Source organism: Vibrio coralliirubri, assembly GCF_024347375.1.
Lineage (GTDB): Bacteria > Pseudomonadota > Gammaproteobacteria > Enterobacterales > Vibrionaceae > Vibrio > Vibrio coralliirubri.
Genome location: NZ_AP025470.1, coordinates 3,520,735 through 3,540,120, shown reverse-complemented (window position 1 = coordinate 3,540,120; position 19,386 = coordinate 3,520,735). Strand labels below are relative to the sequence as shown.

19 protein-coding genes are annotated in these 19,386 nt (G+C 46.7%); 13 read left to right on the top strand and 6 right to left on the bottom strand.

Annotated features, from left to right (window positions below; translation table 11 throughout):
• Positions 1 to 30: 30 nt before the first annotated feature.
• The 11 genes from gspD (at position 31) to OCV20_RS15975 (ending at position 10,659) form a co-directional block, all read left to right on the top strand.
• Complete coding sequence (gene gspD / locus OCV20_RS16025) at positions 31 to 2,055, top strand: type II secretion system secretin GspD (RefSeq protein ID WP_059021853.1); 2,025 nt, start codon at positions 31 to 33, stop codon at positions 2,053 to 2,055.
• The gene (gene gspE, locus OCV20_RS16020) at positions 2,055 to 3,557 is read left to right on the top strand and encodes a type II secretion system ATPase GspE (RefSeq protein WP_050619715.1); all 1,503 of its coding nucleotides are present in this window, start codon (positions 2,055 to 2,057) and stop codon (positions 3,555 to 3,557) included. The genes gspD and gspE overlap by 1 nt, the downstream gene beginning before the upstream one ends.
• Before the next feature lies 1 nt (position 3,558).
• The gene (gspF, locus tag OCV20_RS16015; protein ID WP_086774464.1) at positions 3,559 to 4,779 is read left to right on the top strand and encodes a type II secretion system inner membrane protein GspF; all 1,221 of its coding nucleotides are present in this window, start codon (positions 3,559 to 3,561) and stop codon (positions 4,777 to 4,779) included.
• Between the two features lie 88 nt (positions 4,780 to 4,867).
• Positions 4,868 to 5,311, top strand: a complete 444-nt coding sequence (gene gspG, locus OCV20_RS16010) for a type II secretion system major pseudopilin GspG (RefSeq protein ID WP_004741459.1) — start codon at positions 4,868 to 4,870, stop codon at positions 5,309 to 5,311.
• 97 nt (positions 5,312 to 5,408) lie between these two features.
• Positions 5,409 to 6,002: a type II secretion system minor pseudopilin GspH gene (gspH, locus tag OCV20_RS16005; protein WP_050633883.1), complete on the top strand. Its 594-nt coding sequence runs from the start codon at positions 5,409 to 5,411 to the stop codon at positions 6,000 to 6,002.
• Complete coding sequence (gene gspI / locus OCV20_RS16000) at positions 5,989 to 6,384, top strand: type II secretion system minor pseudopilin GspI (RefSeq protein WP_086774465.1); 396 nt, start codon at positions 5,989 to 5,991, stop codon at positions 6,382 to 6,384. The genes gspH and gspI overlap by 14 nt, the downstream gene beginning before the upstream one ends.
• A complete protein-coding gene (gspJ, locus tag OCV20_RS15995) occupies positions 6,371 to 7,138 on the top strand; it encodes a type II secretion system minor pseudopilin GspJ (protein WP_086774466.1) in 768 nt (255 codons plus the stop codon). The genes gspI and gspJ overlap by 14 nt, the downstream gene beginning before the upstream one ends.
• Positions 7,122 to 8,171, top strand: coding sequence for a type II secretion system minor pseudopilin GspK (gspK, locus tag OCV20_RS15990; protein WP_048612451.1), 1,050 nt, complete (start codon positions 7,122 to 7,124; stop codon positions 8,169 to 8,171). Before gspJ ends, gspK begins: the two co-directional genes overlap by 17 nt.
• Complete coding sequence (gene gspL / locus OCV20_RS15985) at positions 8,140 to 9,369, top strand: type II secretion system protein GspL (RefSeq protein WP_086774467.1); 1,230 nt, start codon at positions 8,140 to 8,142, stop codon at positions 9,367 to 9,369. Before gspK ends, gspL begins: the two co-directional genes overlap by 32 nt.
• A gap of 20 nt (positions 9,370 to 9,389) precedes the next feature.
• Entirely contained in the window at positions 9,390 to 9,878 is a 489-nt protein-coding gene (locus OCV20_RS15980; protein WP_086774468.1) for a type II secretion system protein M, read from the top strand.
• A 1-nt stretch (position 9,879) separates the two neighbouring features.
• Entirely contained in the window at positions 9,880 to 10,659 is a 780-nt protein-coding gene (locus tag OCV20_RS15975) for a type II secretion system protein N (protein ID WP_086774469.1), read from the top strand.
• A gap of 101 nt (positions 10,660 to 10,760) precedes the next feature.
• Here the strand turns inward: OCV20_RS15975 and cysQ are convergent, their stop codons facing one another.
• From cysQ to OCV20_RS15955, 4 genes are all read right to left on the bottom strand, one after another.
• Positions 10,761 to 11,588 carry a 3'(2'),5'-bisphosphate nucleotidase CysQ gene (gene cysQ, locus OCV20_RS15970; protein ID WP_048612454.1) on the bottom strand — a complete coding sequence of 276 codons (828 nt, stop codon included), beginning with the start codon at positions 11,586 to 11,588 and terminating at the stop codon, positions 10,761 to 10,763.
• A gap of 36 nt (positions 11,589 to 11,624) precedes the next feature.
• Positions 11,625 to 12,176: an ADP compounds hydrolase NudE gene (nudE, locus tag OCV20_RS15965; protein WP_086774470.1), complete on the bottom strand. Its 552-nt coding sequence runs from the start codon at positions 12,174 to 12,176 to the stop codon at positions 11,625 to 11,627.
• A gap of 299 nt (positions 12,177 to 12,475) precedes the next feature.
• Positions 12,476 to 13,060: a Fe-S biogenesis protein NfuA gene (gene nfuA / locus OCV20_RS15960; RefSeq protein WP_029405734.1), complete on the bottom strand. Its 585-nt coding sequence runs from the start codon at positions 13,058 to 13,060 to the stop codon at positions 12,476 to 12,478.
• A 109-nt stretch (positions 13,061 to 13,169) separates the two neighbouring features.
• The gene (locus OCV20_RS15955; protein WP_202910128.1) at positions 13,170 to 13,883 is read right to left on the bottom strand and encodes a ComF family protein; all 714 of its coding nucleotides are present in this window, start codon (positions 13,881 to 13,883) and stop codon (positions 13,170 to 13,172) included.
• 93 nt (positions 13,884 to 13,976) lie between these two features.
• On the opposite strand from OCV20_RS15955, the gene bioH reads away from it, so the two are divergent.
• Positions 13,977 to 14,753, top strand: coding sequence for a pimeloyl-ACP methyl ester esterase BioH (gene bioH, locus OCV20_RS15950; protein WP_050652718.1), 777 nt, complete (start codon positions 13,977 to 13,979; stop codon positions 14,751 to 14,753).
• Positions 14,754 to 15,092: 339 nt separating this feature from the next.
• A complete protein-coding gene (locus OCV20_RS15945; protein WP_048618565.1) occupies positions 15,093 to 15,566 on the top strand; it encodes a hypothetical protein in 474 nt (157 codons plus the stop codon).
• A gap of 237 nt (positions 15,567 to 15,803) precedes the next feature.
• Here OCV20_RS15945 and OCV20_RS15940 read toward each other — a convergent pair whose 3' ends face one another.
• Together OCV20_RS15940 and greB are read right to left on the bottom strand one after the other, a co-directional pair.
• Positions 15,804 to 18,134, bottom strand: a complete 2,331-nt coding sequence (locus tag OCV20_RS15940; protein WP_086774471.1) for a Tex family protein — start codon at positions 18,132 to 18,134, stop codon at positions 15,804 to 15,806.
• Positions 18,135 to 18,797: 663 nt separating this feature from the next.
• Positions 18,798 to 19,280, bottom strand: coding sequence for a transcription elongation factor GreB (greB, locus tag OCV20_RS15935; protein WP_086774472.1), 483 nt, complete (start codon positions 19,278 to 19,280; stop codon positions 18,798 to 18,800).
• Between the last annotated feature and the right edge of the window lie 106 nt (positions 19,281 to 19,386).

Sequence of the window (19,386 nt, the reverse complement as noted above, 5' to 3'; positions counted from 1 at the left end):
TAACGAAGGACGAAAGTGTAGGAGAAGTACGTGAAGCATTGGTTTAAGAAAAGTGCATGGTTATTGGCAGGAAGCTTAATCTGCACACCCGCAGCCATCGCGAGTGATTTTAGTGCCAGCTTTAAAGGCACTGATATTCAAGAGTTTATTAATATTGTTGGTCGTAACCTAGAGAAGACCATCATCGTTGATCCATCGGTGCGCGGAAAAATCGATGTACGCAGCTACGACGTATTGAATGAAGAGCAATATTACAGCTTCTTCTTAAACGTATTAGAGGTGTATGGCTACGCGGTCGTTGAAATGGACTCGGGTGTTCTTAAGATCATCAAAGCCAAAGACTCTAAAACCTCTGCCATTCCTGTTGTTGGTGATCGTGATTCGATCACTGGCGACAGTGTAGTCACGCGTGTTGTGACGGTACGTAATGTCTCGGTTCGTGAACTTTCTCCTCTGCTTCGTCAACTGAACGACAATGCTGGCGCGGGTAACGTTGTGCACTACGACCCAGCCAACATCATCCTTATTACCGGTCGAGCGGCGGTAGTAAACCGTTTAGCTGAAATCATCAAGCGTGTTGACCAAGCGGGTGACAAAGAGATTGAAGTCGTTGAGCTAAAGAATGCATCAGCGGCGGAGATGGTGCGTATTGTAGACGCTCTAAGCAAAACAACAGACGCAAAGAATACGCCTGCATTCCTTCAGCCTAAGCTGGTTGCCGATGAGCGTACCAATGCGATTCTTATTTCTGGTGACCCTAAGGTTCGTAGCCGCCTAAGAAAGCTAATCGAGCAGCTTGATGTCGAAATGGCAACCAAGGGCAACAACCAAGTTATTTATCTTAAGTATGCAAAAGCAGAAGACTTAGTCGATGTACTGAAAGGCGTGTCGGATAACCTACAGTCGGAGAAACAATCTTCAACCAAAGGCAACTCATCGCAACGCAACCAAGTAATGATCTCAGCTCACAGTGATACCAACTCATTGGTTATTACTGCACAGCCAGACATCATGAACGCGCTGCAAGATGTGATCGCTCAACTCGATATCCGTCGTGCTCAAGTATTGATTGAAGCCTTGATTGTTGAAATGGCAGAGGGTGATGGCATTAACCTTGGTGTGCAATGGGGTAACCTTGATACTGGTGCTGTGATTCAGTACGGCAACACCGGAGCGTCAATTGGTGGTGTCATGGTTGGTTTAGAAGAAGCGAAAGACACTGAAACGACCACCGCGGTATATGACTCTGATGGTAACTTCCAGCGTAATGAGACAACCACTGAAAAGGGTGATTATTCAACGTTAGCTTCTGCACTTTCTGGCGTTAATGGTGCGGCTATGAGTGTCGTTATGGGCGACTGGACAGCGTTGATCAGTGCGGTAGCAACCGATTCAAATTCCAACATCCTATCTTCTCCAAGTATCACGGTAATGGATAATGGCGAAGCGTCGTTCATTGTGGGTGAAGAGGTTCCGGTTCTAACTGGTTCAACGGCAGGTTCAAGTAACGATAACCCATTCCAAACGGTTGAACGTAAAGAAGTGGGTATCAAGCTAAAAGTAGTCCCACAAATCAACGAAGGTGACTCAGTTCAGCTGCAAATAGAGCAAGAAGTATCGAACGTATTAGGCGCAAATGGTGCGGTTGATGTGCGTTTTGCTAAGCGTCAATTGAATACGTCGGTGATTGTTCAAGATGGCCAAATGTTGGTGCTTGGTGGCTTGATTGACGAGCGTGCATTAGAGAGTGAATCTAAGGTGCCATTCTTGGGTGATATCCCAGTGCTTGGTCACCTGTTCAAATCAACCAGTACTCAGGTTGAGAAAAAGAATCTAATGGTATTCATTAAGCCAACCATCATCCGTGATGGCATGACGGCTGACGGTATCACTCAGCGTAAATACAACTTCATCCGAGCTGAGCAGTTGTACAAGGCTGAGCAAGGTTTGAAACTGTTGGATGACGATAATATCCCTGTATTGCCTAAATTTGGTGCCGATATGAATCACCCGGCTGAAATCCAAGCCTTCATCGATCAAATGGAAACAGAATAATGGCTGAATTGGTAGGGGCGGCACGTACTTATCAGCGCTTGCCGTTTAGCTTTGCGAATCGCTACAAGATGGTGTTGGAATATCAGCACCCAGAGCGTGCGCCGGTGCTTTACTATGTGGAGCCTCTGAAGTCGGCAGCGATCATTGAAGTAAGTCGCGTGGTGAAAAATGGCTTCACGCCACAAGCGATCAGCGCAGACGAATTTGATAAAAAATTGACCGATGCTTATCAGCGTGACTCGTCGGAAGCTCGTCAGCTAATGGAAGACATTGGTGCCGACAACGACGATTTCTTCTCATTAGCAGAAGAGTTGCCACAAGATGAAGACTTGCTCGAATCAGAAGACGATGCGCCAATCATCAAGTTAATCAATGCGATGCTGGGCGAGGCGATCAAAGAAGGTGCTTCGGATATTCATATCGAAACCTTCGAGAAGTCACTGTCTATCCGTTTCCGTATTGATGGTGTGTTGCGTGATGTGTTGGCGCCGAGCCGTAAACTGGCTCCGCTGTTGGTTTCGCGTGTAAAGGTTATGGCTAAGTTAGATATTGCGGAAAAACGCGTGCCACAAGATGGTCGTATTTCTCTGCGTATCGGTGGCCGAGCGGTCGACGTTCGTGTATCAACCATGCCTTCTTCACATGGTGAGCGTGTGGTAATGCGTCTGTTGGATAAGAATGCCACTCGTCTAGACCTGCACAGTTTAGGCATGACGGCAGAGAACCACGAAAACTTCCGTAAGCTTATTCAGCGCCCACACGGCATTATCTTGGTTACTGGTCCTACGGGTTCTGGTAAATCAACCACTTTGTACGCCGGCCTGCAAGAGCTCAACAGCAACGAGCGCAATATCTTAACCGTTGAAGATCCAATCGAATTTGATATCGATGGCATTGGCCAAACGCAGGTAAACCCTAAGGTTGATATGACCTTTGCGCGTGGTTTACGTGCCATTCTTCGTCAAGATCCCGATGTGGTAATGATTGGTGAGATACGTGACTTGGAGACCGCAGAGATCGCTGTTCAAGCCTCTTTAACCGGTCACTTAGTAATGTCGACTCTTCACACCAATACGGCAATCGGTGCGATCACGCGTCTGCGTGATATGGGCATCGAACCTTTCTTGATCTCTTCTTCGCTGCTGGGTGTTTTGGCTCAGCGCTTGGTTCGCACCCTGTGTAACGACTGTAAAGAACCTTACGAAGCGGATAAAGAACAGAAAAAACTGTTTGGGTTTAAGAAGAAAGACAGCCTGACGCTTTACCATGCCAAAGGGTGTGAAAGCTGCAGCCACAAAGGCTATCGAGGCCGTACCGGTATTCATGAACTCTTGATGATTGACGATTCGGTACAAGAGCTGATTCACAGTGAGGCAGGCGAACAGGCGATTGAGAAAGCAATTCGTGGCACAACACCAAGTATTCGAGATGATGGCTTGAGCAAAGTTCTGAAAGGGGTAACGTCCCTAGAAGAAGTGATGCGCGTGACCAAGGAAGTCTAGTATGGCGGCATTTGAATACAAAGCACTGGATGCCAAGGGTAAAAGCAAAAAGGGCTCGATTGAAGCGGATAACGCTCGTCAGGCTCGCCAACGCTTAAAGGAACAAGGCTTGATGCCGGTTGAGATGACCGAAGCCAAGGCCAAAACAGCGAAAGGTGCTCAGCCCTCGACCAGTTTTAAGCGTGGTATCAGCACGCCAGACCTTGCTTTGATTACTCGCCAAATTTCCACCTTGGTGCAATCAGGCATGCCGCTAGAAGAGTGCTTGAAAGCCGTTGCCGAACAGTCTGAAAAGCCACGCATTCGAACCATGTTACTGGCGGTTCGTTCGAAGGTAACGGAAGGTTATTCGCTAGCCGATAGTTTGGCTGATTACCCTCACATCTTTGATGAACTGTTTAGAGCCATGGTCGCAGCTGGTGAGAAATCGGGTCACTTAGATGCGGTATTGGAGCGACTGGCTGATTACGCAGAAAACCGTCAGAAGATGCGCTCTAAGTTGCTGCAAGCGATGATCTACCCTGTGGTGCTGGTGGTGTTTGCGGTGACGATTGTTTCGTTCCTGTTGGCAACCGTGGTACCTAAGATCGTTGAACCGATTATACAAATGGGCCAAGAACTTCCTCAATCGACACAATTTTTATTAGCATCGAGTGAATTTATCCAGAATTGGGGCATCCAATTACTATTGTTGTTCATCGGTGTGATTGTGTTGATTAAGACCGCGCTGAAAAAGCCGGGTGTTCGCATGAGTTGGGATCGCAAGCTATTAAGCATTCCACTGATCGGCAAGATCGCGAAAGGGATTAATACCTCTCGTTTTGCTCGAACACTCTCTATCTGTACCTCGAGTGCGATTCCTATCCTTGAAGGGATGAAGGTTGCGGTTGATGTAATGTCGAATCACCATGTGAAGCAACAAGTACTGCAGGCGTCAGACAGTGTTAGAGAAGGGGCAAGCCTGCGTAAAGCGCTCGATCAAACCAAACTCTTCCCTCCGATGATGCTGCATATGATCGCCAGTGGTGAGCAGAGTGGTCAGTTGGAACAAATGCTGACAAGAGCGGCGGACAACCAAGACCAAAGCTTTGAATCGACGGTGAATATCGCATTAGGTATCTTTACGCCAGCACTTATCGCTTTGATGGCAGGCTTAGTACTGTTCATTGTGATGGCGACTCTGATGCCGATGCTTGAAATGAATAATTTAATGAGCGGCTAACCTACCGCTTATAAGACGTTAGTTTTTGGATTAACGAGAAGAAGGACATTATTACCTTCAACTCGCTGTCTGTAATTTGGAGAAAATAATGAAAAATAAAATGAAGAAACAATCAGGCTTTACTCTACTCGAGGTGATGGTTGTTGTGGTTATCCTTGGCGTATTGGCGAGCTTTGTTGTACCTAACCTATTGGGTAATAAAGAGAAGGCAGACCAACAAAAAGCCATCACTGATATCGTGGCGCTAGAGAACGCGCTAGATATGTACAAACTGGATAACAGCGTTTACCCAACAACGGACCAAGGTCTTGATGCATTGGTTTCTAAGCCAAGCAGCCCAGAGCCTCGTAACTACCGCGACGGTGGCTACATCAAGCGTCTGCCAAACGACCCATGGGGTAACGAGTACCAATACCTAAGCCCTGGTGATAACGGCACTATCGATATTTTCACTCTTGGTGCTGATGGCCAAGAAGGCGGTGAAGGTATTGCTGCGGATATCGGCAACTGGAACATGCAGGATTTCCAATAAGCTTCAGCTTATTGTTTGATTCGTTCCTGTTGGTTGATAAGTTATTGGGCTTGATACCGTTACATGATGTTAGGACATAAACAGATGGAGTCTAAAGGTGAAAACTAAGCAAACACAGCCAGGTTTCACCTTGATTGAAATTCTCTTGGTGTTGGTACTACTGTCAGTAACGGCGGTCGCGGTGATCGCGACCATTCCTACCAATAGCAAAGATGTTGCTAAAAAATACGCTCAAAGCTTTTATCAGCGAGTTCAATTACTCAATGAAGAGGCTATTTTGAGTGGTTTGGATTTTGGCGTTCGTGTTGATGAAAAGAAATCGACCTATGTACTGATGGCGCTTAAGTCTGAAGGCTGGCAAGAAGTCGACTTTGAAAAAATTCCCTCTTTAACTGAACTACCGGAAGAGCTCGCCTTGTCACTGACCTTAGGGGGTGGCGCATGGGAAGACGATGATCGGTTGTTCAACCCAGGAAGCTTGTTTGATGAAGATATGTTTGCTGATCTTGAAGAGGAAAAGAAGCCGAAGCCACCGCAGATCTACATCTTGTCGAGTGCTGAAATGACGCCATTTGTATTGTCGTTTTATCCAAATACCGGAGACACCATACAAGATGGTTGGCGTATTCGAGTATTGGATAATGGTGTCATTCGATTACTAGAGCCGGGAGAAGAATATGAAGAGGAATAACCGTTCTCCTTCTCGTTCTCGTGGTATGCCCCTTGGTTCTCGAGGAATGACGCTGCTTGAGGTATTGGTTGCGCTCGCTATCTTTGCGACTGCGGCGATCAGCGTGATTCGTGCTGTTACGCAGCACATCAATACTCTCAGTTATCTCGAAGAAAAAACCTTCGCTGCTATGGTCGTTGATAATCAAATGGCTTTGGTGATGTTGCATCCTGAGAAGCTAAAAAAAGCGCAGGGCACACAAGAGTTGGCCGAGAGAGAGTGGTTTTGGAAGGTCACGCCAATCGATACTAGCGATGATTTATTAAAGGCGTTTGATGTGAGTGTGGCAACCAGTAAACAAGCTTCTCCAGTGGTCACGGTGCGCAGTTATGTGGTCAATTAAAAGCGTGTCGTTAGCTAAGAGCAAGTCGCTAAGTAAGAGCATGTCCGCCAATAAGCGTGTGCCTCGTAAACAAGGTCTACCTTCGAAAGGGAGAGGCTTTACCTTAATTGAGGTTTTAGTCTCGATCGCTATCTTTGCCACGTTAAGTATGGCGGCTTATCAGGTAGTGAATCAGGTTCAGCGCAGCAACGAGCTTTCAATCGAACGCAGTGCTCGTTTAAATCAACTGCAGCGTAGCTTGGTCATTTTAGATAATGATTTTCGCCAGATGGCGGTGCGACAATTTCGTACCAACGGTGAAGAAGCATCATCTAAGCTGATCTTAATTAAAGAGTATTTACTGGATTCCGACAGCGTTGGCATCATGTTTACTCGCCTTGGCTGGCATAACCCACAGCAGCAGTTTCCTCGCGGAGAAGTCACCAAAGTGGGTTACCGCATTAAAGAAGAAACACTTGAGCGTGTGTGGTGGCGTTATCCCGATACCCCTGCAGGCCAAGAGGGTGTGATTACGCCTTTGCTTGATGATGTTGAAAGCTTGGAATTCGAGTTTTATGACGGAAGCCGCTGGGGGAAAGAGTGGCAAACCGACAAATCGCTACCGAAAGCGGTAAGGTTAAAGCTAACCTTGAAAGATTATGGAGAGATAGAGCGTATTTATCTCACCCCAGGTGGCACGCTAGATCAGGCCGATGATTCTTCAAACAGTGACTCTTCAAGTAGTAATGAGGGGAATAATGACTCATCGAACTAACAAGCTTGCACTGACAAGGTCTGCTATGGGGCGCAAGCAGCGTGGTGTTGCGCTGATCATTATCCTGATGCTACTGGCGATCATGGCAACCATCGCTGGCAGTATGTCGGAACGCCTGTTTACTCAATTCAAGCGCGTTGGCAATCAATTGAATTACCAACAGGCTTACTGGTACAGCATTGGTGTAGAAGCGCTGGTGCAAGACGGCATTAGGCAAAGCTACAAAGACAGTGATACCGTCAACTTGAGTCAACCATGGGCGTTAGAAGAACAGGTATACCCATTGGATTATGGTCAAGTTAAAGGCCGTATTGTTGATGCTCAGGCATGTTTTAATCTCAATGCGTTGGCTGGTGTGACGACGACTTCAAGTAACCAAACACCTTATTTAATTACGGTTTGGCAAACCTTGCTGGAAAACCAAGATGTTGAGCCTTATCAGGCCGAGGTTATCGCACATTCAAGCTGGGAATTTGTTGATAGTGATACCCGAACCACCTCTTCAGCAGGTGTCGAAGACAGTACTTATGAGGCGATGAAGCCATCTTATTTGGCAGCGAATGGCTTAATGGCCGATGAGTCCGAGCTACGAGCGGTTTATCAAGTCACGGGTGAGGTGATGAATAAGGTTCGCCCCTTTGTTTGTGCTCTGCCGAGTGACGACTTCCGTTTGAACGTGAATACACTCACGGAAAAGCAGGCGCCGTTATTGGAAGCGATGTTTGCCCCCGGCTTAAGTGAATCGGATGCCAAACAGCTGATAGACAAACGCCCATTCGATGGCTGGGATACGGTGGATGCGTTTATGGCTGAACCTGCCATTGTGGGTGTGAGTGCCGAAGTTAGTAAAAAGGCGAAAGCATATTTAACTGTAGATAGCGCCTATTTTGAGCTAGATGCAGAGGTATTAGTTGAGCAGTCACGTGTACGTATACGGACGCTTTTCTATAGTAGTAATCGAGAAACAGTGACGGTAGTACGCCGTCGTTTTGGAGGAATCAGTGAGCGAGTTTCTGACCGTTCGACTGAGTAGCGAACCACAAAGCCCTGTGCAGTGGTTAGTTTGGTCGACAAGCCAACAAGAAGTGATAGCAAGTGGCGAACTTTCTAGCTGGGAGCAGCTTGATGAGTTAACGCCTTACGCTGAAAAGCGCAGCTGCATCGCTTTATTGCCGGGAAATGAATGCTTAATTAAGCGTGTTGAGATCCCGAAAGGTGCTGCTCGCCAGTTCGATTCTATGCTGCCGTTTTTATTAGAAGACGAAGTCGCACAAGATATCGAAGACTTACACCTGACTATTTTAGATAAAGACGCAACGCACGCGACAGTGTGTGGTGTCGATCGTGAATGGTTAAAGCAAGCGTTAGACCTGTTTCGCGAAGCCAATATTATCTTCCGTAAGGTGTTGCCAGATACACTGGCCGTGCCTTTTGAAGAGCAAGGCATCAGTGCATTACAGATCGACCAGCATTGGCTCTTACGCCAAGGTAACTATCAAGCCGTATCGATCAGCGAAGCATGGTTACCGATGTTTTTGCAAAGTGATTGGGTTGTTGCTGATGACGAAGAGCAAGCGACGACTATCTTCAGCTACACCGCAATGCCGAGCGATGACGTTCAACAGCAAAGCGGTGCGAATTGGCAAGCAAAGCCTGCTGAATTGGTGATGTCTTTGTTGAGCCAACAAGCGATCACAAGCGGCGTAAATTTACTGACTGGCACCTTTAAAACCAAATCTTCATTCAGTAAATATTGGCGAGTTTGGCAAAAAGTGGCGATTGCTGCTTGTTTGCTAGTGGCTGTGATTGTGACTCAACAAGTGTTGAAGGTTCAGCAATATGAAGCTCAAGCACAAGCCTACCGCATGGAGAGTGAGCGTATCTTTAGAGCTGTGCTGCCTGGTAAACAACGTATTCCGACGGTCAGCTACCTTAAGCGCCAGATGAACGATGAAGCCAAGAAATATGGCGGCTCAGGCGATGGTGATTCTTTATTAGGGTGGTTAGCATTGCTGCCTGAAACCTTAGGTCAGGTGAAGTCAATTGAAGTCGAAAGCATTCGCTACGATGGTAATCGTTCTGAGATTCGACTTCAGGCGAAAAGTTCTGACTTCCAACATTTTGAGAGCGCGAGAGTGAAGCTCGAAGAGAAATTTACCGTCGAACAAGGTCCATTAAACCGTAATGGCGATGCCGTATTTGGCAGCTTTACTCTTAAACCCCATCAATAACCTGCGTAAGGAGATCAGTGATGAGAAATATGATTGAGCCACTCCAAGCGTGGTGGACTTCAATAAGTCAAAGAGAGCAACGATTAGTTATTGGTTGCTCAATTCTATTGGTGGTCGGTGTCGTTTATTGGGGGCTAATCCAGCCACTCAGTCAGCGAGCTGAACTCGCGCAGAGCCGTATTCAAAGTGAGAAGCAACTACTGGCTTGGGTAACCAATAAAGCCAATGAAGTGGTTGAGCTAAGAGGCAGTGGTGGCATCAGTGCCAGTCAACCTCTGAATCAATCTGTGCCAGCTTCTATGCGTCGCTTTAATATCGAGCTGATACGTGTGCAACCACGTGGCGAGATGCTGCAAGTGTGGGTAAAACCTTTGCCTTTTAATAAGTTCGTTGACTGGCTAACATATCTGAAAGAAAAACAGGGTGTTGAGGTTGAGTTTATGGATATTGATCGCTCTGATAACCCTGGGGTTATTGACGTCAACCGACTACAGTTTAAACGAGGTTAATGTGAAACGCGGTTTATCTTTTAAGTATGGCCTGCTCTTCAGTGGCATCTTTATCGTCTTTTTCTCGGTCAGCTTGTTGCTGCACTTGCCGGCTTCTTTTGCTCTCAAGCAGGCTCCTGCTGTGCGCGGTTTGAGTATCGAAGGCGTTGAGGGCACCGTTTGGCAAGGCAGCGCTAACAACCTCGTGTGGCAGCGCATTAATTACGGTTCAGTGCAGTGGGACTTCCAGTTTTCTAAGCTATTTCAAGCCAAAGCAGAACTAGCGGTTCGTTTTGGTCGTAACAGCGACATGAACTTATCAGGTAAAGGGCGTGTCGGGTACAGCATGAGCGGCGCATACGCAGAAAATTTAGTGGCTTCAATGCCTGCTATGAACGTGATGAAATACGCTCCAGCTATTCCAGTACCGGTTTCTATTGGTGGGCAAGTTGAACTGACGATTAAGCATGCGGTTCACGCTCAGCCTTGGTGTCAATCTGGTGAAGGTACACTGGCTTGGTCTGGTGCTGCAGTCGATTCTCCCGTTGGATCGTTAGACCTTGGCCCTGTGATTGCGGACATCACCTGTGAAGACAGCACAATTGCAGCGAAAGGTGTTCAGAAGAGCGAACAGGTAGACAGTGAGTTCTCAGCGAGCCTAACACCTAACCAACGCTACACGTCGGCGGCATGGTTTAAGCCGGGTACGGCATTCCCGCCAGCAATGCAGAGTCAGCTTAAGTGGTTGGGTAACCCTGATAGCCAAGGTAAGTACCAATTTACTTATCAAGGTCGTTTTTAGCTAAACAGCTAGGGTCACTAAATTACGAGATATAAAAAACGGGCACCTCATTGAGGTGCCCGTTTTGTTTGAATAATGAGAGTTACAGGGAGCAAACTCGCCTAGTCTTTACCTTGCAAAATTTCTGCCCACGGTAAATCTGCATCACCGAGTACAATGAAGTTCGGGTTTTCTAGTGTCTCTCTTTCATTGTACGAAAGCGGTTCTAGCTGAGTACTTAAGATACGTCCGCCAGCTTCTTCAACAATGCACTGCGTTGCTGCTGTATCCCACTCTCCGGTTGGTCCAAGGCGCAGATAACAATCCACAGCACCTTCTGCGACTAAACATGCCTTAAGCGCTGCTGAGCCTAGAGGAACCAAATCATAATTCCATGCTGAGCTCATACGGCTAGTGATGCGATTGATGTCTTGGCGACGGCTGATCGCCATTGCGATTGACTGGTTTGGCAGCTCGTGACGGTGCGTTTTGATTTTTACGCTGTCATTAAGGTCTGGGATCTTCCAAGCACCTTTGCCACTGTAAGCGTAATAGCTCACACCTGAAACGGGTGCGTATACCACGCCCATTACTGGCTTGTTATGTTCGATTAGGGCGATAATTGTCGCGAAATCACCACTTCGTGCGATGAACTCCTGGGTGCCGTCCAGTGGGTCAACCAACCAGTAGCGATCCCATTGAGAACGTTGCTCTAGGCTGATGTCCGCAGCTTCTTCAGACAACACTGGAATATCAGGCGTGAGCTCACTGAGTTTTTTCGAGATCAGCTTATGCGCCGCAAGGTCGGCACTGGTGACTGGTGTGTCATCACTCTTGGTGAACTCTTCGTAATCTTTTTTCTCGTAGATCTCTAAGATGAGTTGGCCAGCAGAGCGAGCAATCTCAATGACAGAGGGTAGGAGGTGAGACAAATCTTTTGTTATTGGCATAAATGTTCTCTTACTCTTAGAGCGAGCCTGAATGTTCTAGTTATTGTTTAATACACGAAGGCTTAAAAGCAGGGCTGTAATACTACGAGCCTCACAGAAATCGAGATGTGTTAACAGTTCTTCGGCTTGAGCAAGTGGCCAGCGCACAATGTCGAGTGGCTCTGGTTCGTCACCTTCTAGCTTTTCTGGGTAGAGCTCTTCTGCGATAAACAGCGTCATTTTGCTAGAGAAGTAAGAGGGTGCAAGGATCACTTCCTTCAGCGGAGTCAGCTTGTTGGCACCGAAGCCAATTTCTTCTTTAAGTTCGCGAACGGCGGCTTCGTTTGGCTGCTCACCTGGATCGATAAGCCCTTTAGGAAAACCCAGTTCATAGCGTTCTGTGCCCGCTGCGTATTCACGCACCAACAGAATATCGCCTTGTTCAGTAATCGGAACCATCATTACTGCGTTGCGGCCGCTAGGCTTCATGCGTTCGTAAGTGCGCTGTTCGCCGTTTGAAAAGCGTAAATCGAGAGACTCGATAGAGAATAGTTTTGATTGAGCGACAGTTTGCTGAGCCAAAATCTCTGGCTTGGTCCTTTTTGTCATTGCGCTCGCTCCTTAGCTCATTGGAATTCTTTCTTATAAAGTCATTCTAATATAGGGGAAATGACGTTGAGTTCCTAGATCCGAGTTTTCATATCCTAGAATTATTAGAGCAGGAACCGATTGCGATCACTTGAATACCTTACTCAAGATGGTAACCAACCGAGAATTCTGGTTATTTCGTTCAGGAATACAAGAGCATAGTGAGATCGTGTTCGAGCGTATCTGTTTAGCCCCAAAACAAAAAAGGTTGATGCTTGCGCATCAACCTTTTTAATCAGTGATTCATACTAACTGAGTAATTAGTAGTAAGAGTGCTCACCACGATCGTGCTCAGTTGCATCACGAACAGCAGTCAGTTCACCTTCGAATTGTTGAAGAAGTTCTTTCTCGATGCCTTCTTTTAGCGTTACATCAACCATAGAACAACCGTTACAGCCGCCACCGAATGCAACGATAGCAGCGCCGTCTTCAGTGATTTCAACCAAGCTAACGTGACCACCGTGACCAGCAAGCTGTGGGTTAACCTGTGTTTGGATTGCGTATTCAACGCGTTCTACAAGTGGCGCATCATCAGATACTTTACGCATTTTAGCGTTTGGTGCTTTAAGCGTTAGTTGAGAGCCCATTTTGTCAGTCACGAAGTCAATCTCAGCTTCGTCTAGGAATGGTAGGCTTAGCTCATCTACGTATGCAGAGAATGCTTCGAAAGAAAGCTTTGTATCAGACGCTTCGATAGCATCTGTTGGGCAGTAAGAAACACCACACTCAGCGTTTTGTGTGCCTGGATTTACCACGAACACACGAATGTTTGTACCTTCAGGCTGCTGTGACAGCAGATTGGCAAAGTGAGTTTGAGCTGTTTCTGTAATAGTAATATTTGACACGACGAATACCTGAGTAGATTTGTAGGTTATTAGCGCCATTCTACTCCTGTCAGATTTGTAATTCAGCCCTTTTTTGTTGGATTGCTGTACAAGTAGTGATTCACAGCTTTTATCCAGAGGGCTCAGGAGTGCGGCAGATGCAGTAAATATCAATCCTTTTAACGCCCACTTCAAGTAGTAATTGGCATAATTGATACACAGTACTGCCAGTGGTTACAACATCATCAATTATCGCGAGGTGAGAGGGGATAGTTCCTTGAAAGTCTTGTTTTCGCAGCGCAAAAGCACTCTTTAGATTGTGTAATCGTGCGGATTTAGTCAGCCCCTGCTGCGAAGCAGTTGAGCGAATTCGACGAAATAACACATCACTTTTAACGCCAAGCTCTTGAGCCGTGTAATTGGCTAGCAGCTGACTTTGATTAAAGCCGCGATGAGTGTATCGGCGCCAATGCAGGGGCACGCTGGTGATCAGCGGAGCAGGGTGTTCGATACGTGATGCCAATAGCTTAGATAGATCACGTGCAAACCAAAACTTATCAGCGTACTTCATTTGCTGAATATAACCTGCTGTAGGGAAGGTGTAGTCGCCGACACAGTAGAGGCGATGCCACGGTGGTGGTTTTGATAAGCACTCGCCACATTGTTCGACAGTGGTGACTGTTTTTAAGCCACATCGCTGACAGCGTGGCACTGGCTCAAAGAGTTTGAGACAAGAATTGCACCATCGAGGGTGTTTATCACTGGGCAGTTTATCGAGTTTGCACAGGTGGCATTGAGGTGTGACCAGACGTGGTGTGTGTTTTTGTAGCCAATCGGATAACATAGCTCGCGATGCTTTTGGGTTATGGTGTTCCTTTTGCTAACCATACTGAAAAGCGCGGATTATCGCTGATGGAAAAAGTAGGGAATATTGAGAATGAGTGACGCGTTATATTGGCATGTTTCTGGGCAAGGGCCTGATTTAGTACTGGTTCACGGCTGGGGAATGAACGGTGCGGTATGGCAACAAACCGTTAATGCATTACAAGCTGATTTTCGAGTGCATGTTGTCGATTTACCAGGGTATGGACACAGCGCGCACTGCCACGCTCAAGATCTTGAAGAGATTGCTCAGCAACTGTTGGCCGAAGCACCAAAGCAAGCGATTTGGGTAGGTTGGTCACTTGGAGGTTTGGTCGCAACGCACATGGCTCTCCATCACTCAGATTACGTGAGCAAGCTGGTGACTGTCGCCAGTTCTCCTAAATTCGCTGCCGCAAAAGAGCCAGTATTATGGCGAGGCATTCAGCCTAACGTATTAACCGCATTCACCGAACAACTGGTTGAAGATTTCCAAACCACCATCGAACGCTTTATGGCATTGCAAGCCATGGGCAGCCCTTCAGCAAGACAAGATGTAAAACAACTCAAGCAAGCAGTGCTGTCTCGCCCGTTGCCGAATCCTGACTCATTATTGGCAGGATTAAAGATGCTGTCGGATGTTGATCTGCGTGAACAACTGCCTGAGATTTCAGTGCCAATGCTGCGCTTGTATGGTCGATTAGATGGATTGGTGCCAATCAAGGTTGCAAAAGACTTGGGGAATGCTCTGCCTCATACTGAGCAATACATTTTCACTCAGTCTTCGCATGCACCGTTTATGACCGAAGCCGATGCCTTTTGCAGTGAGCTTGTCAGCTTCGCACAAAAATAATTGCTAAATATATATCCGGCTTGGTCGATATATAACCTAATACCAATCAAAGTAAGTAAGTGTTCAAAAATAGCGTAGGAAAAAGGCTTGAGAACAAGGCAGAGCTTTTTGATAAGTAGTTATTCTACAATCAAAAGCTCTAACGCCGTTATCGAGCATTTTAACAAGCTAGGATGAGCAGTTATTTACTACGATTGGTATAATACCAACGTGTTGCATGATACTCAGACCTAACTCTCTCCTGATCTGATTGCGCTAAGTTGGGCTATGCCTGTTGTGCTGACTCACAGTACAACAGCGTTATAGCAATAGTGATGGGCGATTCTTGAGGAGTTCGCGATGATTGTGTCACCTGCAACTGCAGTGAGTGTGCCACTTATCGCCCCGTCCGTTAATGTGCAAACAGAGCAAGTTGCGCGTGATAATAGAGTTCGAGAGCCTGTTGCTCCCGCAGTAGCGTTGGCGAAAACCAATGCAGAGCGAAAGGTAAAGTCGGACGATAAGCGAAGGCAGCAGTCGGCTTGGGATCCTTCAGACCATCCTGGTTATGAAATGGAGAACGAGTCAGAGGCCAATTCGATTAGCCAAGAAGAGCCACAAGATCCTTTTGATAGGTTGTTCAGCTTGTTGGCACTGAGAACATACAGTGCTGACCAAGGAAAGGGCTATACCATGCGTTTTCGCCTGCCAAAGCATGTTTTAGATGCGGCGATTCAGGAGGGACAGATGGAGAAACGACGTAAGGTCATAAAATATCATTATGGTCATGCTGTTGCGCCTCATGCTCCATCAGAGATGCTGGTCGTGTTGTAATTATACTCTTCATACTTGAAGCCGCAGCGTTGTTAACTGCGTAAGTTCACCCTAATCACATAGAACCCCTATGCTCATAGGGCTGAACTTACTTGTTGCCTAGCTGCAACTCCAATTATTTTGAGTATAAGCACGAAGAATACAACCAAACTTCGATGTCTTTTTTGAACACATAATAAAAACCTGCATACCCTAAGGGATGCAGGTTTTTTGTTTTAGGTGAATCAGTTTAACGGATTATTTTTTCGCTTTAGCAAATGCAGCAGCGAACGCACCACCCATCGCCGCGTTTTGTTGCGGCTCCTCACGACGACGTTGTCCACCTTGTGAATTTTGGTTCGGGCGGTTTTGCGTGCGAGGTGCACTTGAACGTTGCGCGCGGTTGTCTTGGCCTGGTTCATCTTTCATACGCATGCTTAGCGCAATACGCTTACGCTGAACATCGACTTCCATTACCTTCACCTTGACGATGTCACCGGCTTTCACCACTTCACGCGGGTCAGAGACAAAGCGATCGGTGAGCGCTGAAATATGCACTAAACCATCTTGGTGAACACCAATATCAACGAAGGCACCAAAATTCGCTACGTTCGATACCACACCTTCTAAAATCATGCCCGGTTCTAGATCTGAAACACTGTTAACGCCATCGGCGAAGGTTGCAGTTTTAAATTCAGGGCGAGGGTCACGGCCCGGTTTATCGAGCTCTTTGATGATGTCGGTTATCGTAGGAACACCGAAGTTCTCATTGGTGTAATCAACCGCATGTAAACCACGTAAGAAGTCTGTATTACCCACCAGAGACTTAATGTCTTTGTGGTTTTTCTCGGCGATGGCTTTCACTAATGGGTAAGCTTCTGGGTGAACCGATGATGCATCGAGAGGGTTTTTGCCGTCCATGATACGTAGGAAACCAGCACACTGTTCAAAGGCTTTTGGCCCCAAGCGAGCGACTTTTTTCAGTGTAGTACGTGCTTCAAAACGACCATTTTCATCACGGAAGTCCACGATGTTCTGAGCGATGGTGCTAGACAGGCCAGCAACACGAGTCAGTAGCGCAGCCGAAGCGGTATTCACATCAACACCAACCGCGTTTACACAGTCTTCGACAATCGCATCTAGACGCTTAGCGAGCATAGTTTGGCTCACATCGTGTTGGTATTGGCCCACACCGATCGATTTAGGGTCAATCTTCACTAGCTCTGCCAGTGGATCTTGCAGACGACGAGCAATAGACACCGCACCACGAATTGATACATCCATGTTCGGGAACTCTTTTGCTGCTAACTCAGACGCGGAATAAACCGATGCGCCCGCTTCGCTAACAATGATCTTTTGCGCTTTTAGGTTGCCGCGTTTAATTACGTCAGCCACAAAGCTGTCGGTTTCGCGTGAAGCCGTGCCGTTACCAATCGCAATCAAATCAACATTGAATTGACGAACCATCTGCTCAACCACGTGTGCCGATTTGTCGTATTGCTTTTGAGGTGGGTGAGGGTAAATCGTTTCTGTTGCCAAAACCTTACCGGTTGAATCCACGACAGCGATTTTCGAACCGGTACGTAAACCCGGGTCCAAGCCTAAGGTTGCTCGAGGACCAGCTGGCGCTGCCATGAGTAGGTCTTTTAGGTTGGTTGCAAATACTTCAATCGCTTCGATCTCTGCACGCTCTTTCATCGCGCCCATCAATTCAGTTTCCATGTGCATAGAAACCTTGATGCGCCATGCCCAGCTAATCACTTGCTTACGCCAAGCATCCGCAGGTGCGCTGCTTAGGGTAATGCCGTAGTGATCAGAGATGATGTTCTCGCAGTACGAACCACGTACACCTTCTTCTTGCTCCGGGTCAGCGTTCATTGCCAGTGTTAGGAAGCCTTCATTTCGGCCACGCAACATGGCAAGTGCACGGTGTGACGGTACTTTGCTCAGAGCTTCGTTATGCTCGAAGTAGTCTTTGAACTTCTCACCTTCGTTCTCTTTGCCTGCCACAACACGAGCACCAAGCTCTGCATTGCGGTTTAGGTGTTGGCGAATCTTTTCAAGCAAGTTCGCATCTTCCGCAATGCGCTCCATGATGATCGCACGTGCGCCATCGAGTGCAGCTTTCGTATCGGCAATGCCTTTATCGCTGCTGATGAAGTTAGCGGCTTCCGTTTCCGGATCGTGCTGTGGTGCATTCCATAACGTATCGGCAAGTGGCTCTAAGCCTGCTTCAATTGCGATCTGACCTTTGGTACGGCGTTTTGGTTTGTATGGTAGGTATAAATCTTCTAGGCGAGTCTTGCTGTCTGCTTGAGTGATATCACGCTCGAGTTCTGGCGTGAGTTTTCCTTGGTCTTGAATCGACTTAAGAATCGTTTGGCGACGATCGTCTAGCTCGCGAAGATAAGAAAGGCGGCTATCAAGGTTACGTAGTTGGGTATCGTCTAAGCCACCCGTAACTTCTTTACGGTAGCGGGCAATAAAGGGAACGGTGTTACCGTCGTCAATTAGGTTTACTGCGGCAGTGACTTGCTCAGAACGGACATTCAGTTCTTCAGCGATCAGTCGACAGATAGCTTGGCTCATCCGATGAATCTCTTATTTAATATCATGACAAATACATGGGGGTGAGCGTACGCTTTTTCTAGCTTTGGCTGTGTAATTATCCTGTCAGAAGTCGAATTTCCGTTTCTGATAACTGCTTTGTGCGAGATCTCTTACAAGTGATGTGAGACTAAGTCGCTTTAAACCGATGATATCGTCTTAATCTCAACCTAAGTTGCTGATTTTATTTAATTGTGTGTTTGTGGGCGTATTTCCCACCTGAAATGTTTTTTGGGACTATCTAGGAAACTCGCTCAATTACCGTAATATTTAACTTGTCGACAGGGAGTTGGCAGGAACAGGAAAAAGCCTAATGGACTAGGTATCTTCAGGATGAAGATTTGATTACTTAGGATGAGTGGTCAGCAAGGAAGTGATAATCTCTGGATGAGATTCGCCAGTCAGGATGACAGGCTAGAATGGACACCGCTAGGATGGCGATGAACAAAAAGGAAATTGGTTAAAGGATTTAGCCACTATCAAGGAAAGATGCAGGGAGCACCTTATCTCGAAGAGATAAACAGTAGCCGGATTGCTGCGATAGAGACTTAACCCCGCTAGGCGAAAGCCTTGCGGGGTTTTCTTTTATCTGGAGTTTGAGTTTTCTGAACACTCAGCTCATCGCTAAGTGTCTATTAAGTTTGGTTATTCGTTGTCTGCATAGCGAATCGAGTTAATGAACCACTCTTTGTCGCCTTCCGGTGTTTTTACCGTAAACTCGTCATCCACTTCTTTCTTGAGCAGAGCTCTAGCCATTGGTGAGTCGATAGATATATAGCCTTTAGCATCGCCGTAGATCTCTTCTGGACCGACAATTCGAAACTTCTTAATTTCTCCATCATCATTCTCAATTTCGACCCAAGCACCGAAAAAGACCTTACCTTCTTGTTGTGGCGAGTAATCCACGATCGTGACATCAGGTAGGAACTTTCTTAAGAAACGCACTCGGCGATCAATCTGTAGAAGCAGACGCTTATTGAAGGTGTAATCTGCGTTTTCTGAACGATCTCCAAGGCTTGCAGCCCAAGTGACTATTTTGGTGATCTCTGGACGTTTCTCGTGCCATAAGTGGTCATGTTCTGCTTTGAGTTTGTTATAACCTTCTCGGGTGATAAGTTTGGTTTTCATAAATCTGACTTAATGAAATGATGATCTAAGATAGAATATATAGAAAGGCAACATACGTTAACAATTATTTAGGCGACTTTTTCTCCAATAATGTTACATTTTTAAT